General features: G+C 51.6%; 12 protein-coding genes. 4 read left to right on the top strand and 8 right to left on the bottom strand.

Annotated elements, in window-relative coordinates:
• The 3 genes from MIB40_RS10470 to MIB40_RS10460 all read right to left on the bottom strand — a co-directional run.
• Positions 1-602, bottom strand: a 602-nt coding sequence (locus tag MIB40_RS10470) for a retention module-containing protein (RefSeq protein ID WP_249693794.1), incomplete at its 3' end; no start/stop codon positions are given.
• 228 nt (positions 603-830) lie between these two features.
• Complete coding sequence (locus MIB40_RS10465) at positions 831-2,723, bottom strand: bifunctional diguanylate cyclase/phosphodiesterase (protein ID WP_249693792.1); 1,893 nt, start codon at positions 2,721-2,723, stop codon at positions 831-833.
• 14 nt (positions 2,724-2,737) lie between these two features.
• Positions 2,738-3,385 carry a transglutaminase-like cysteine peptidase gene (locus MIB40_RS10460; protein ID WP_249693791.1) on the bottom strand — a complete coding sequence of 216 codons (648 nt, stop codon included), beginning with the start codon at positions 3,383-3,385 and terminating at the stop codon, positions 2,738-2,740.
• A gap of 286 nt (positions 3,386-3,671) precedes the next feature.
• On the opposite strand from MIB40_RS10460, the gene MIB40_RS10455 reads away from it, so the two are divergent.
• The 3 genes from MIB40_RS10455 (at position 3,672) to MIB40_RS10445 (ending at position 7,093) form a co-directional block, all read left to right on the top strand.
• Positions 3,672-4,757, top strand: coding sequence for a sensor domain-containing diguanylate cyclase (locus tag MIB40_RS10455; RefSeq protein WP_249693789.1), 1,086 nt, complete (start codon positions 3,672-3,674; stop codon positions 4,755-4,757).
• 136 nt (positions 4,758-4,893) lie between these two features.
• A complete protein-coding gene (locus MIB40_RS10450) occupies positions 4,894-5,631 on the top strand; it encodes a substrate-binding periplasmic protein (RefSeq protein WP_249693786.1) in 738 nt (245 codons plus the stop codon).
• A 376-nt stretch (positions 5,632-6,007) separates the two neighbouring features.
• Positions 6,008-7,093, top strand: a complete 1,086-nt coding sequence (locus tag MIB40_RS10445) for an AI-2E family transporter (protein WP_249693784.1) — start codon at positions 6,008-6,010, stop codon at positions 7,091-7,093.
• Positions 7,094-7,158: 65 nt separating this feature from the next.
• On the opposite strand, the gene MIB40_RS10440 is transcribed toward MIB40_RS10445, so the two are convergent.
• From MIB40_RS10440 to MIB40_RS10420, 4 genes are all read right to left on the bottom strand, one after another.
• Entirely contained in the window at positions 7,159-8,391 is a 1,233-nt protein-coding gene (locus MIB40_RS10440) for a molybdopterin molybdotransferase MoeA (RefSeq protein WP_249693782.1), read from the bottom strand.
• The gene (moaB, locus tag MIB40_RS10435) at positions 8,388-8,945 is read right to left on the bottom strand and encodes a molybdenum cofactor biosynthesis protein B (protein ID WP_249693780.1); all 558 of its coding nucleotides are present in this window, start codon (positions 8,943-8,945) and stop codon (positions 8,388-8,390) included. The genes MIB40_RS10440 and moaB overlap by 4 nt, the downstream gene beginning before the upstream one ends.
• Before the next feature lie 115 nt (positions 8,946-9,060).
• Positions 9,061-9,309, bottom strand: coding sequence for a MoaD/ThiS family protein (locus MIB40_RS10430; RefSeq protein ID WP_249693778.1), 249 nt, complete (start codon positions 9,307-9,309; stop codon positions 9,061-9,063).
• A gap of 100 nt (positions 9,310-9,409) precedes the next feature.
• On the bottom strand, positions 9,410-11,893 hold the full coding sequence (locus MIB40_RS10420; RefSeq protein ID WP_319941652.1) for a transporter substrate-binding domain-containing protein: 2,484 nt from the start codon (positions 11,891-11,893) through the stop codon (positions 9,410-9,412).
• 67 nt (positions 11,894-11,960) lie between these two features.
• Between MIB40_RS10420 and MIB40_RS10415 the strand changes: the two genes are divergently transcribed.
• Positions 11,961-12,875: a DMT family transporter gene (locus MIB40_RS10415; RefSeq protein WP_249693777.1), complete on the top strand. Its 915-nt coding sequence runs from the start codon at positions 11,961-11,963 to the stop codon at positions 12,873-12,875.
• 25 nt (positions 12,876-12,900) lie between these two features.
• On the opposite strand, the gene pepQ is transcribed toward MIB40_RS10415, so the two are convergent.
• Positions 12,901-14,232: a Xaa-Pro dipeptidase gene (pepQ, locus tag MIB40_RS10410; protein WP_249693774.1), complete on the bottom strand. Its 1,332-nt coding sequence runs from the start codon at positions 14,230-14,232 to the stop codon at positions 12,901-12,903.
• Positions 14,233-14,263 lie beyond the last annotated feature (31 nt).

The following is a 14,263-nucleotide window of genomic DNA, read 5'->3' as shown; positions in this document are numbered from 1 at the left end:
TCGTTGCCACTCACGTCGCCATTGAACGCCGTGTCTTCCGTCGCCGTAATGCTGTCCGCAACCGCCACCGGCTGATCGTCTACCGAACCAACATTATTTGAATCCTGCAAAAATCCAAGCTGACTCTCATCCGGCTGATCGTCGCGAAGAATAAGGGGGGGAAGGGAATCATCGAAACTGGTCTCGAAACCTGCCGTGGCTATGGTTTCGGCACCATCGCGCTCAACCCGGATAGTGCTATTGCCACCATCAGAGCTGGCTTCGCCCGCTGCCGGGGCTTCGAGAAAAGTGGTCGGGTCAGCACCGGCCAAAATTGCTTGCTGGATCGCCTCAATATCAACATCGGTATTACTTGCCTGAAGGATCTCTTTTTCACCTTCAACCGGACAAGCAACGCACTCCTGGCTGACCAGTACCGTTTCGCCGTGACGCAACAGCTCAAGGAAGCTATCGGCACCGGTAAAAATGAGTTGCCCGGGAGCAATCGTATCACCTGCTTTGAGAAGGATACGGGAACCATCCGACTGCATCACATACACCACCCCGGTCAGGCTGGTGACGACACTTTGCTGTTCGATCAGATGTACTGGCGATTTACTCATGCAATCCTCACTGCAATTTAGCTTCCCTAGGCAAAAAAATGTGAGCACAGTCACAATTCGCCCCAGAATAGCTATATTACAAGAGAACGCCGATTTATTAACCAATTATTGGGGTTAAAGCGCCAATTTTAAGTTCAATGTCGCAAAAACACTAAAAAATGAAGAAAAAGACCACTTTGAGCTTTAAAAACAATCAGTTCCCCACCCTTCTTATTCTAATTTCTTTAGTTACTTACCGGTTAAATAACCTTGCAGGCCAGAAATCCCCGCCGACCACAGCACATCGGCTTGAGCCTGGGTTTCAACCGCCGTTGCATACACAGGAATTCCGAGGTTATTGACCGTGTTGGCGATCCCATTCAAAAGCGTCAAGGAATCGGTATCGGCACTGCACAAACCAGGAGCCACTTTGACGTACGTCGGCCGCAGCACAGTAAGATAATCCAAACTGCGACCGCTTGCTCCAACCTGATCAACTCCGAGGCTATAGCCCATCTGCCGCATCAGGCTGGCAAAGCTGGTTACCGTTTCATACTCCCGGTTCAGGTTTAACTCAGACACTTCAAACAGAAGCTTTTCGCGCACCGTCATAGATGATAAGCGACTGATAAAGCGAGTATCACGCATCGCCGACAGAGACAGGTTGATGGCCACCAACCCCTCCACAGGCTGAGCAAGCACCTCTTTCATAACGGCCTGATCGAGAAAGGCGCCCAAATCAAACTGTTCAATAACCGGCACAAACAGCCCCGCATGCAATGACTGCTTCTGCTCGTCGACAACGCTGGCAAATACCTCCCGTTGCAACACCTCCCCATTCCGAGTAACAACCGGCTGCCAACGCAACTGAAGAGCTTGCTGATCAAGCCGTTCACGCAACAGGGAGAGCCATTGCTCTGCCGTTCTGAGCGTGTATGTCAGTGTTTTCTCCTCCACCCATCGGGCTCGGTTATTACCACTGACACAGATGCGCAATTCGGTATCAAGGCGGGTCAATAATTGACCCACATTGTGATCACCGCCAATTGAAATACCGACGGCAGCACCATCGACAACAATATCTGAAGTCTGTTGAGGCTTGATGTTTGATATCGCCTGACAAAGTTCCGTCAAACTCTGCTCGGGTGACTCTGGCACAGGACCTTCCAGCAAGATAGCCAGCTCTTGTGACGACAAACGACCAATGGCAACAGACGCAGAATCGGCATCTGGCGATAACAATGACCGTACCAACACTGAAGCCTCATCAAACACTTCTCGCCACTGATGAAAACCACATTGCCTACGAATTTCATCAGCATGTTCAACCCTTAATAACACCAGCGCACCAGGTCGACCCTCGGACTGGAGGCTCGCCAATGAATCCAGTAAAGCTCTCCGGGTCATCAGGCCCGAATCTGCATCGACCAACAGCCGCGCCCGAACCTCTTCAAGCTGCCCCGCATGTGCCAAAAACCGCCCCTTGAGCAGCGCCGTCAGGCCATTTAACACATCGACCACTCGCCGTAATTCTCGCGTACGGGGCAGCGGAATTCTATAATCGTAATCCTTTTGCTCAATGGCTCGAGCCTGATGTTCAATTTGCTGTAGCGGGCGAATCAGCCAGCGAAGCGCTACAGCCGTGATTGCCGCCAGAATGACAAACAACAAGCTGTAAATCAGGGTCAAACGAATCGCCAGGGACCAAAGCTGCTTGTAGACCCCCCCCGGGTGACCCTCTACCGTCAATAACGCCACCTCACTCCAACCTTGGGTCAATGGCGCCTCGGTCACCACTTTTTCAATATGAAACAAGGAGAGAAACCAGCCAGGCACCCCTTCATTGCGTAACTCTCGGCTACGGGTGATGTGGCTGTCATCGGCAAACAACTCCACATCAATGCGTTGCAAGAGCGCACCATCAAAGGCGGCATTAATGGTAGATTCCACTAACACTTTGTCCATGGGTTTCAACAGCGGGGCAAGCCGCATACCCAGGCTGGTCACCGCAGCATCGGTGCTAATGCGCAACTGCTGTTGCAGGTAACTGGAGTTGGACTGCAGACTCAGGGTCATAACGGCAGTCAGCGACACCAACATAGCCAATAGCAACAAAATCAACACTTGCCGATACAATGTCATGAGGTCATCCTCTTTTATCTCTCCGTAGCTTGCTGGGAATGGCGCTGCTGAAGTTCTCGCCAGAGCGAAATGCGGTCAGAATTACCCACCTGCTTGCCATCACCTCGCGCTTTGGCAAGCCAAAGGAAGTCGGCATTAAAACTGTAGATAGGTACCAGATCATTACGTAGGCTGGCAGGCTTGATAACGGGGTCTATATTGTCGAGCACCAACGGCTCGGCGCCCCGTTTTTCATAATACGTTAACACCATGTGATGCTGGTTGTAATTGACCGCTTTCACATACATTAAGCGCAGTTTTTCAGCAGGGAAGCCGACCTCAATCAGGCTGTAATATTTAGCAATGGCAAAATCCTCACAATCCCCTGCACCACGCCCAATAAACTCCAAAGGGGTCGCCCAGTAATCCTCTTGCCCCCAAACCGCTTCATCGGTGGAGAAGAACATCTGGTTGAAAAAGTCATTGATTACTTGCAGCTGAACCGCCCGCGGCTGATTACGGCTATCATCCAGGGCCTGGCGCCAGCTGCTTCCTCTAGCCTCGGCCTCGGCGCCATAGTGCTCACGCAAATACGACAGTAATTGCTGAAAATCGAGCAAAGAGGCCGCTTGTGAAAGCGAGACCAAAGACACGATGACAAGAGGCAGCAGGTAACGAAACAAAACTTCTCACTATTGCACAGGAGTACTGATGACCACTACGAAAACAGTCGTTTACAGGAATCTACATCCCATATTTATCAAAGGCGGGACAGGAATGCTAACACAAACCAGAAGCGGCCATGAATAATGGTCATAAAGGCGCATAAAACTGCCTGGACCAACCTTAAAACAACAACCTTAAAAAACAACTACGCCTATCTACTCACGAGAGTGAGTAGATAGGCGCTATACTCAAAATTCAGCCATGGGACTCAGTCAATGCCGCAAGATCAAAAAGGCCTATATATTGCGTAACACCCTGACGCCACACAAACTGCACCCGCTGGTTCAAATCAACTTTATCCCACGGGTGGTAGCGACGGCCAGCTGCTTTTTTGTAGTGATTTCATTATTGCAATGGCAGCTCCTAAGCCTTCATTATTTCTGGCTAGTTGTGCTTGGTACAGGCTGGCCCTTCATTGCCAGGGCTCTTTCTACCTATGCCAGAAACGGGCGACGCCAAGAATTGATAAACATGCATCTGGACGCCCTGTTTTTCGGCATGGTCGCCTATACCATTCCCAACTTTTTCTTTATTGCCACGTTATTTTCTGTTATTTGCGCTAACGCTGTATTCATAGGTTCGTACCGCTTGCTAATACCTATGATGATCACTTTTATTTGCCCTCCCACCATTGCCTTTATGATTCATCCGGTTGAACTGATGGAGGTTGGAACAGCGGGAAAATTTTTCATAGCCCTATTTATGCTAGCGTACTTCACACTATACGGCATACTTGGATACATCATGGTTCGACGCCTGATCAAACTGAACAAGACCATCAAAGAACTGTCGAGCATTGACGGCCTGACACAGAGTTATAATCGAGCCTATTTAGACAAAACACTGCAAAAAGAGATCAATCGAAGCCAAAGAAGCCAGCAACCCTTAACTATTATTTTTGCGGACATCGACCACTTCAAGCGCATTAATGATGAATTTGGCCACATATTTGGTGACGATATACTGAAAGGGTTTGCCGCCCTGGTTCAAGGCTGCATCCGTCAAGACACCGACTGGGTGGCACGCTTTGGCGGCGAAGAATTCGTCATTGTTTTACCGGAAACCACAGCAAAAGAAGCACTTATAATTGCAGAGAGAATTCGAAAAAAACTGCACGACCGAGCTTTTACTTTCGGAAACTCTTCGATAAAAATCACCTGCAGTTTTGGTATCACCGAAAAGTCGCACAACAACAATATCGATTTGGCCCATTTATTTTCAACCGCAGACAAAGCGCTTTATCAAGCAAAATCCCGCGGTCGGGATAGAGCCATCATTAACAACGAAGGCCTTCAGAACAATACTTCAGCACAACCTGTTTCAAGATAAAAACCGATGATCATGATCAAAATTCAAAAATCACTAACCACCTCTCTCATTAACCATTCCTTTTCCAAATGATCACACCACACACTAGAACGATCCACTTCACAACCACTATGCCAACCAAGCAAGCACCGCCTTCATGCGCTACCTAGCTCTCATTATCGTGCTATTAGCCACTGAAGCTCTCGACGCTAATGAGATCTCGACCGTCACCATTGTGTCTGACATTTGGGCGCCCTATGTGACCAACAACCCCAAAACACCTGGTATCGATGTGGAAACTGCTCTCGCGGTTTTTGAACTTATGGGAATCAAGGTTGAATATAGAACCGTACCTTGGAAACGAGCCCAACAGATGGTGATTTCAGGCAGAGCCGACGCTCTACTGGATGCCAGCAAAAACCCGAAACGTCTGACACAATACTGGTTCCCTGATGAGCCTATGGGCTATAGCGTCTCCACGCTGTTCTGCTTCAAATGCAATGTAAACACGCCAATATCGTCGGAGCTATTTACAAATAAAAAACTCATTATTAACCGAGGCTATTCCTACGCCAGTGAACTGGTGGATGACTCCAGCATACAAAAGCTGACGGTAAACTCTATCGAGTCAGGTATCGAATTACTGCAACAAGGTCGAGCGGGCTATTACCTGCTTAACCGTCACGTAGGGCTCTACAGGCTCAAGCAACTCGGAATAACGGACATTGAACCATTGCAAGCGAACACCAATTCACCTGCGCCACTGTATCTTGCATTTTCACGCAAATCAGATTTGAAAACCTTAAGCGAAAATTTCAGCAATGCCTTGAAAGAGTTCAAGAAAACCCAATCCTATCGTGACATTCTCTATCGCTATGGCATCCGGGACTATTGAGACCGATGGTCAAGCCCTCACAAAGCCAACCAATGCGTCAGGCAACATAACCCCCTTCTAACTACTACTCAGGGCAACTCTGTTCCATTCAGATAGAATTCTGCGGCGTCTGAAAATGGTTTTTATCAAGGCGAAACGCGTCGTTCATGTCGAAACCTGGACAAGGGCTTCAACAACGATAAAAAATTTTCAGGCCCGCCCGGTGGGGCTTTCGGACGAACCCAGCTTCTCTGTTGCGCCAATATCAAAGGTCTTGACCTTACTACAAAGACGCGCCGAAATTCGGAATTCGCCTGAAAGCCAGAGTTCATCCGAATTGATTAGAGTTGCCTTAATGCTAGAATCCAGAACAATAATAAACTGAGAGCAACCGGCAATGGATCCTGAATCGAAACACAACGGCGATAGCCACCAGAAAACGTTTCAAGCGCTTGAAGTTAGCATTCGCCTGGCATTGGCCTTCGGACTTGTCATCTGGTGCTTTCAAATACTAAGACCTTTTCTTGCAACTATCGTCTGGGCCCTGGTGATCTCTTCAGCCTTGTTTCCCGTTTTTAAATGGCTTAAAGATAAAGTGGGCACCCGCCCCGGTATCAGCGCAACCCTCTTCACCAGTTTAACGTTAGTAGCGCTGATGACCCCTATTGTGATGCTATCAGGAACCCTGGTCGGCTCCGCCAAAGAATATGCTACAGATTTGCAAAGTGGCACCTTAAAAATTCCGGCCCCCTCGGATAGCGTCAAAGAGTGGCCTGTGGTTGGGGAAAATGTGCACAGCACCTGGGCTCTGGCCCATGAAAACATGGATGAACTGCTCTCACGCTTCGAACAACCGATCAAAGAGGGCGGCCGCTGGCTGATTGAGAGCGCTGCCGGTGCCGGACTGGGTATTCTTCAGTTTGCTGTTGCCATGTTAATCGCAGGCGTGTTCCTGGCTTATTCAGATAAAGGCGAGCATTTTGCGGATCGACTGGGCAAACGCCTGGCCGGAGAACAGGGCGCGGCATTCACCCATCAGGCCTCGGCCACGATTCGAAGCGTGGCCCAAGGGGTGCTGGGCGTTGCATTTATACAGTCATTTCTAGCAGGTATCGGTTATCTGGCGATCGGCATTCCCGGAGCCGGACTCTGGGCATTGTTGACCCTGATCATGTCGATAGCTCAGTTTCCCACGCTGGTTATTATTCCGACCATTTTCTATGTCATATCAACTGCTGATCCAGTGCCGGCCGCTATCTATACCATTTATGCCGTATTAGTCGCGATCACCGACAATCTGCTCAAGCCGCTGTTACTGGGTAGAGGGTCACAGGCTCCCATGCCCGTCATTTTCCTGGGTGCCATTGGCGGATTCATTCTGTCCGGCATCGTCGGGTTGTTTGTCGGTGCCGTAGTTCTGGTACTGGGATATCAGCTCTTTATGTCCTGGCTGTATATGGATGCGCCCGAGCTAAAACCCTGAGAGCAAAAGGCCATAGATGGAACTGTCAGTAACACCTATGGCCAAACAGGGATGCCGATGCAGGTTTACAGCTCTGTGTAGGGGATGTAATCGATCAAATCACCCACAGCGAGGGTGTCATTGCTGGGCAACACGGCAAAGCCCGTCCCCCAGGCCGCCGAAAACAGCACACCAGAACTTTGGTTATCGTAACTTTGCAATCGCATAACGCCATCGGCATCGGCTTGCGCGCGTACCCGAATATATTCTTCACGAGGTGCTGCTCGCGAACGGGAGAAACTGGCCGGTAATCGATAACGCGGAAAGGAGATCTCTTCCATGCCCTGCATTTTCAACAGGAAAGCTCTGGCGGCAATATGAAAGGTGACGAAAACCGAGGTCGGATTTCCTGGCAAGCCGATGAAGGGAGTGCCGGCAACCTCACCAAATGCCAAGGGCTTACCCGGCTTGATAGCCAACTTCCATAGCTTCAACTCGCCGAGCTTTTCGACCGTTGATTTAACGTGATCCTCCTCACCAACAGATACTCCACCGCTGCTAATTACGACATCGGCCCGTTCTGCAGCGTCTAACAAAGCACGCTCGGTAGCTGCCGCTGTGTCTTCGACGATCCCCAGGTCGACAAACTCCATACCCAGCTGTTTTACCAACCCGGCCAGGGTATAACGATTGGAATTATAAATTTGCCCCGCTGCCGGCTCGGTACCGGGTTCCACCAACTCATCGCCGGTGGACAGCACCGCGACACGCAGGCGCCGAAACACCGGCACACGGGCAATACCAATCGACGCCAACACGCCAAGTTCCTGGGCACGCAGGCGAATATTGGCGGGCAAAACCTGTTGCCCACTGGCGATATCCTGACCGGCCGGGCGTATGTGCTGGCCTGGCTTGATGGCAGATTGCGCCGGGAAAGTCACTCCGCCATCGTCGGCCTGGGTATCTTCCTGCATCACCACAAGATCGGCATTGGCCGGAATTGGAGCGCCGGTAAAGATTCTGGCTGCCGTGGCAGGCTTCAGCTCACCCGGTGGGGCGCCTGCAGGAATGCGCAATGAAACCGGCAGATGGGTCGTTTGATCAGCATCCAGGTCTTGCCAGCGCAATGCATAGCCATCCATAGCACTGTTATCCAGTGGTGGCACATCGACAGCCGAGCACTGCGCCTCGGCCAACACCCGATCGAGGGCCTGTTCCACAGCGACCCATTCCACGTCAGATATTCCTTCGGCATGAGCCAGCATGCGCTCGAGTGCCTCACTAACAGGCATCAAACCAGGAGTGCTGCAGCAACTCATGAGCGACTTCCACAGGCCGTTTCGATCACCTCTTGCGGCACAGACAGTTCCGCAACAAAGTTACAGGGACGATGGCGAGAGTCCAGCTGCTCTTTGATAATGCCATTCCAGGCTGTGCGGCAAGCGCCTGAAGAACCAGGCATGCAGAAAATCACGGTGCGGTTAGCCATACCCGCAAAGGCTCTCGACTGGACCGTTGAGGTGCCGATCTCCTGATAGGAAAGCTGGCGAAACAGTTCCCCATAGCCTTCCACCTCTTTGTCAAACAACACCTTTACCGCTTCCGGCGTGCTATCCCGAGCGGTAAAACCGGTGCCCCCGGTGACGACAACTGCTTGAATATTTTCATCAACAATCCATTGGGAGAGCACGGCACGAATCTGATACACGTCATCTTTTACGATCTGTTTATCCGCCAACTTGTGTCCGGCTTCTTGTGCCGCTTCCGCAAGAAAACGACCACTGGTATCGGTCTCTTCGTTGCGAGTGTCACTCACCGTCAGAACAGCGACGCTCAGAGGAATAAAATCAACTACATTGCCATGCTGCTTCATGCTCAATTGTTCCTTAAATTTGAATATCAGTCAGACTTTGTTAGCAGGCAGTATGCCGTAACTTGGGGGGTGGCGGTATTGATCGTAAGCAAGGTTGGAATCACCGCTTGCTTATTCAGCCACCGGTCACCGGAGGAAAGAAAGCGACTTCATCACCACTGCTTAATGAAACATCACCGGTCACCACCTCCTGGTTGACTGAAATAATCAGGTTAGGGTTATCCAAAACCTGCTGCCAAGGCTCTCCCCGTTTTTTCATGTCGCTGAGCAATTGACCGACCGAGATATCACCACTCATCGGCCATTCGAGTTCGCGCTGTCCCAACTCTTCAGCGTAACGGGCGAAAAACAACACTTTAATCACCGGCAGACTCCTTTTGGTCATGGTGTGGCAACAATTTAGCGAATTTTGAGTCTACCATCGATAGCAGGTTTAAGGCATCTAACAGCCTGCTGCAGCGATATCATTTACCATGCAAACGATTCAGAAAATCATCACGCAATGCCGCCATAGTGCCATCCTGATACATCGCTTCCAACTCTCTCTGCAACGCGCGAACCACCTCTGGAGAACTCGAAGCACTGCAACCCAGAGCACGCATACTGGTAAAGAAGCTGAGTTGGGGCACCAGCGCTTCCCCCCCAGAGACATTGGGCAGGTACGCCGCCGACAGATCATCGGTGGCCCACAGATCGAAGCGCCCAATCGACAGTTTTTTATAGTTAGCCGCTTCGCTGCCGCCAGCATCAACAATCAACCCCGCACTTTTTAAATACTGTTCCGTAGAACTACCTGCCAAGGCACCCACTCGATAGTCTTGCGCATCGCTTAAATGACTTAATTCGACCTGCGAGCCTTGCAACCCGTACAAACCACTGCTGGTTGCCAAAATCGGGCTCACCCAACGAAAATAGGCTTCTCGTTCCTGACTTCTTTGTAACGGATATACACAGCTATTTGAGGCTTTCTGGGACAGCAGCAAGGCACGACGCCAAGGCACGACTATCCGCTCGGCTTCGATCCCCGTGCGTTGCAACAGGGTAGAAATCACCTTCGAGGCAAGTCCAACATCCTGACCCGCATCCATCAATCCGCTGTAGGGAGGCATGTTGGAGGTATAAATAGTCAACTTGGGATAATCAACCGCAATCGGGGTGACTTCGGTTTGCTGACGCTTCGGGGGTTGCCGCCTCATTCGAGCTTGCCATTGCGCCACCACTCGATCAACCGGTATCCGCTCCATTTGTTGCCATAAATCCATGGCCTGCTCGGGAGCTACCGTCACCGGTTGTGGGCGCTCATTAAGCAAGCGAGCTTTAGGTGATCCACTGGCGCTTAACCAATCGGCGTCACTTTTTTGCATGGCCAGATTTGCCGCGCAAGGATGATCTGCAAACCGGGGGGAGGCCAGCATTCGATCCATTCGCTGGGCCAACAAATCCATCGCTTGCTGTGCTGAATGAGTGCCCGCCATAACCTGTGCGGCACTCTGCCACCACAGGGGGGCTAACTGCGAGTAGTCAGGAACATTCAAGCCCGTCGGCGTCCAGTGGTCCCGGGCGCCGCTGCGGTAGAACTCAACCAAACCTCCCAATTCCCCCACCCGGGCACTGAACGCCTCGGAGCGTAAATCGCTTTCGCGAACAGGCGTTAAACCCACCATCAACTTTTTCAATGACAGGGTTCGTGCTGTGACAAATTGGGCATACAACCAGGCGGCTTTGCGGCGCGCTAGCGGCGTGCTTCTGAGTAAGGTCCAGGCACCGACATCCTGATACCCCCGTTTCATACCCTCTTGCCAATAAGGCCCCGTCGGGGAAGGGGCGAGACGCCATAATGCGTTTCCATCGCTATCTTGAACGTTTGATTGCTCGCCCTTCATGTCGGCAACAAAGGCGGTATACCAGAAAATCTGCTGGGCAATATGCCCTCGCCGGGTCGCTTTTCCGGCTTCGGTAAAATTCATGCGCAGCGCCTCCTGTGGGGCAAAACGCATTAACCAGTCACGAAAGGTTTTGATGGCATAAACAGCGGCCGGAGAATTAACGGCGCCGCCACGGGATACGGACGCCCCTACCGGCCGACAACCCTCCGCTCGAATCCCCCAATCATCTACCGGATAACCATTAGGCAAGCCAGGGTCGCCGGTGCCGGCCATGGCCAGCCAGGCATCAGAAATGCGCCAGCCCATAGAGGGATCTATGCGCCCGTAGTCCATATGGCCATAAACCGGCTGGCCATCAATCTCACGCACTTCATGAGTAAAAAAATCAGCGATGTCTTCGTAGGCACTCCAGTTAACAGGGACTCCAAGAGGGTATCCGTACAACGATTCAAAATGCTGTTTGAGGTCATCCCGGGTAAACCAGTCGTGTCGGTACCAATAGAGGTTCGCGAATTGCTGATCCGGCAGTTGGTAGATTTCACCATCGGGCGCACTGGTGAAGGCCAAACCGATAAAATCCTCCAGGTCGAGCGTAGGCGATGTAACATCAGCGCCCTCTCCTGCCATAAAGTGTCTGAGGCCCAGTATTTTCCCCGAACGAAAGTGCTCACCGATGGCGTCACTGTCGTTGATGTAAGCATCATAGAAATTGTGCCCGGTACGGGTCTGGGCATCGAGTTTTTTGACCAGGTCATCTTCGCCGGTCACCTCATGAATCACCCGAATGCCGGTGATCTCATAGAAGGCCTGAGCCAACACTCGGCTTTCATAGAAATGGGTCGCTATCCGCTCAGAAACAACGCGAATCGTCATTCCACGATAGGGCTCAGCCGCCTCGGTAAACCACGCCATTTCCGCTAACTGCTCAGCCTCCGTCAGGGTAGAAGGCTGGAACTCCTGTACGACCCAGCGGTGGCTGGATTCTTTATAACCAGCGAGCACGGCACCATTTAATAGTATTGCACTCAGGGCCACTCCCGCACTGTATCGACGAAGTTTCATTGCTTGCGAAAACCCACTTCCGTACCATGACAGCTTAACCTCAGTATAGTGCCCTGGAACCCCGCCCGTGATCTATTTCAAGCTAACCCTGATGAGCTTTCTGTGGGGTGGTACCTTTATTGCCGGAAAACTGATCGCTACCGATATTGGCCCCTACAGCGCGGCTTTTCTGCGTTTTGTGATTGCCTCCAGCTTCCTGCTGATACTGGTTTACCAACAACACGGGCGCTGGCCGACGATCGATCGTAGCCAATGGCTGCCGCTGCTGGTACTCGGTCTGAGCGGAATTTTCTGTTACAACCTGTTCTTTTTTAAAGGGCTCGAACTGATCGAAGCCAGCCGTGCCGCAATCATAATTGCCAGTAATCCGGTGGTGATTGCGGTCATCGCCGCGCTGCTGTTTGCCGAGCGACTGGGTATACAAAAGGCACTCGGTGTGTTGATTTCCCTTGCTGGCACCCTGGTCACCATCACCCGGGGAGAACTGTCCAACCTGCAGGGGACTCTGGGCTGGGGGGAGCTGTTTATCGGTATCTCGGTGTTAAGTTGGGTCACCTATTCGCTGGTTGGTAAGCGAGTACTGGGCGGGCTATCTCCGCTGGTGTCGGTCTGTTATTCAACCTTGATCGGTACCTTGCTACTGGCACCCCCAGCCCTCCATGAAGGGGTGATCAATCAGCTGGCGCAGTTTTCTGTCCTGCAATGGGGATGTCTGTTTTATCTGGGTTTCTTTGGCACCGTGCTGGGTTTTATCTGGTATTACCAGGGCATTCAACAGGTCGGTGCATTGCGCGCGGGTCTCTTTATCAACCTGGTTCCTATAGCAGCCACCCTGCTATCAGTACTGATTCTTAAAGAGCAACCCGGGTGGTCATTGCTATTGGGATTATTAATGGTGTCGGGGGGCGTGCTGCTGGTCAACACGGACGCCGCGTTATTACTGCGCCGCCCCCACGTTCGAACCCGCTCAAAAACGCAATAATTTCATATCCAAAACGCTTTAACCTTTATGACAATTCGGCAAAAGCGGGGCGAGTCAGATTCTCAGCGCCATCCTGCATCGCTACCACCGTATCCTCAATGCGAATACCGCCGCAAGGATACAGTGCTTCAATTAGCGTCCAGTTCAACAGGGGATTGCTCTTCTGTGGCGCCAATAACTGGTCGATAAAGTAGAGTCCGGGCTCAATGGTAACAGGCATATTCTCTGCCAGGGTACGCTGCAACCTCAGAGCGGGGTAATCGGGGTGTACCGGATATTGATCCCCCTGTGCATTCATCTGCCAGCCGCCGACATCGTGGGTTTGCAATCCGATCAGGTGGCCGAGACCGTGAGGGAAGAACAAGCGAGTCAAACCTTCACCGAAGGCGCTATCGGCATCACAGGTAACCAGTTCCGAATCACTGAGTACAGCGGCCAGGCGCCGGTGCATACGTTCGTGCAAGTCCACGAAATTGATCCCTGCCTGAACCTCACCGCAAATGGCTTGCTGCTCCTGATCCATGCGCGCCAGCAAGTCAGCAAAGACTTTTGTACCGGTTGCAGATTCGAAGGCATAGGTACGCGTTATATCGGCAATATAACCAGCAAAGGTGGCTCCGGCATCGATCAAAAAAGAGTGTGCTTTCATCGGCGCCACGTTGGCATAACGATCATTATGCAAAATGGCCGCATTCTCGTTAAAGGCCACAATATTTCCATAGGGGCTTTGCGCCTCGGTGTGACCGCACGCCGCGAGGTAACTCAGGTGCACCTGCAGTTCGGTTTGACCGGCAAAGAAAGCATCGCGCGCGGCTTGATGACCACGTACAGCAATACGGTTGGCCTGACGCAGACAGTGCAATTCATAGGGACTCTTGCAAGCGCGAGCGAAGTGCATCGCAGCCAACAGTGCCGGGGGGTTCATGTCCAGATCAGGCAAATGCTCGGCCAGCTCTACTTCCTCGGCAATGCCCGCGACCCGCTGTAAATTCCAACCGGCCAGTACCTTGAGAGCTGCGGCCTCATCGGCAACCGGTTCAATATCAAAGCTATCAACCCAGAAACCTTCAGGCGCTCCCGCCGCCGCATGCCAATAATCACGAGGCTGATGATAAAGTAACCGTGGACGATCATTGGCCCGAATCAATAGATAACAGTAAGGGTTATCCGTCAGTGGCAACCAACGCTTAAAGTGAGGGTTAACCACAAAAGGATAATCATGATCATCGAGAAAACAGGCCTTGGGGTGACCTGCTGCAATCAACACCCCCTCATAGCCTTGCTCCTGCAGTAACCGAGACGTCTCTTGCAGCAATAATCTAAGGTGATCCTGATACAGCGATTGAATGTCATTCATGAATGCATACCTGAGCGAAAATCCCGAACGG

It is taken from the genome of Aestuariirhabdus haliotis, from assembly GCF_023509475.1.
In the GTDB taxonomy this organism is placed as follows: Bacteria; Pseudomonadota; Gammaproteobacteria; order Pseudomonadales; family Aestuariirhabdaceae; genus Aestuariirhabdus; species Aestuariirhabdus haliotis.
This window is presented reverse-complemented; position numbering and strand designations above follow the sequence as displayed.

Coding starts and splice junctions, on each gene's coding strand:
- MIB40_RS10465 (WP_249693792.1), bottom strand. CDS start 2,723: ATGACATTGTATCGGCAAGTGTTGATTTTGTTGCTATTGGCTATGTTG.
- MIB40_RS10450 (WP_249693786.1), top strand. CDS start 4,894: ATGCGCTACCTAGCTCTCATTATCGTGCTATTAGCCACTGAAGCTCTC.
- MIB40_RS10445 (WP_249693784.1), top strand. CDS start 6,008: ATGGATCCTGAATCGAAACACAACGGCGATAGCCACCAGAAAACGTTT.
- MIB40_RS10440 (WP_249693782.1), bottom strand. CDS start 8,391: ATGAGTTGCTGCAGCACTCCTGGTTTGATGCCTGTTAGTGAGGCACTC.
- moaB (WP_249693780.1), bottom strand. CDS start 8,945: ATGAAGCAGCATGGCAATGTAGTTGATTTTATTCCTCTGAGCGTCGCT.
- MIB40_RS10420 (WP_319941652.1), bottom strand. CDS start 11,893: ATGAAACTTCGTCGATACAGTGCGGGAGTGGCCCTGAGTGCAATACTA.
- pepQ (WP_249693774.1), bottom strand. CDS start 14,232: ATGAATGACATTCAATCGCTGTATCAGGATCACCTTAGATTATTGCTG.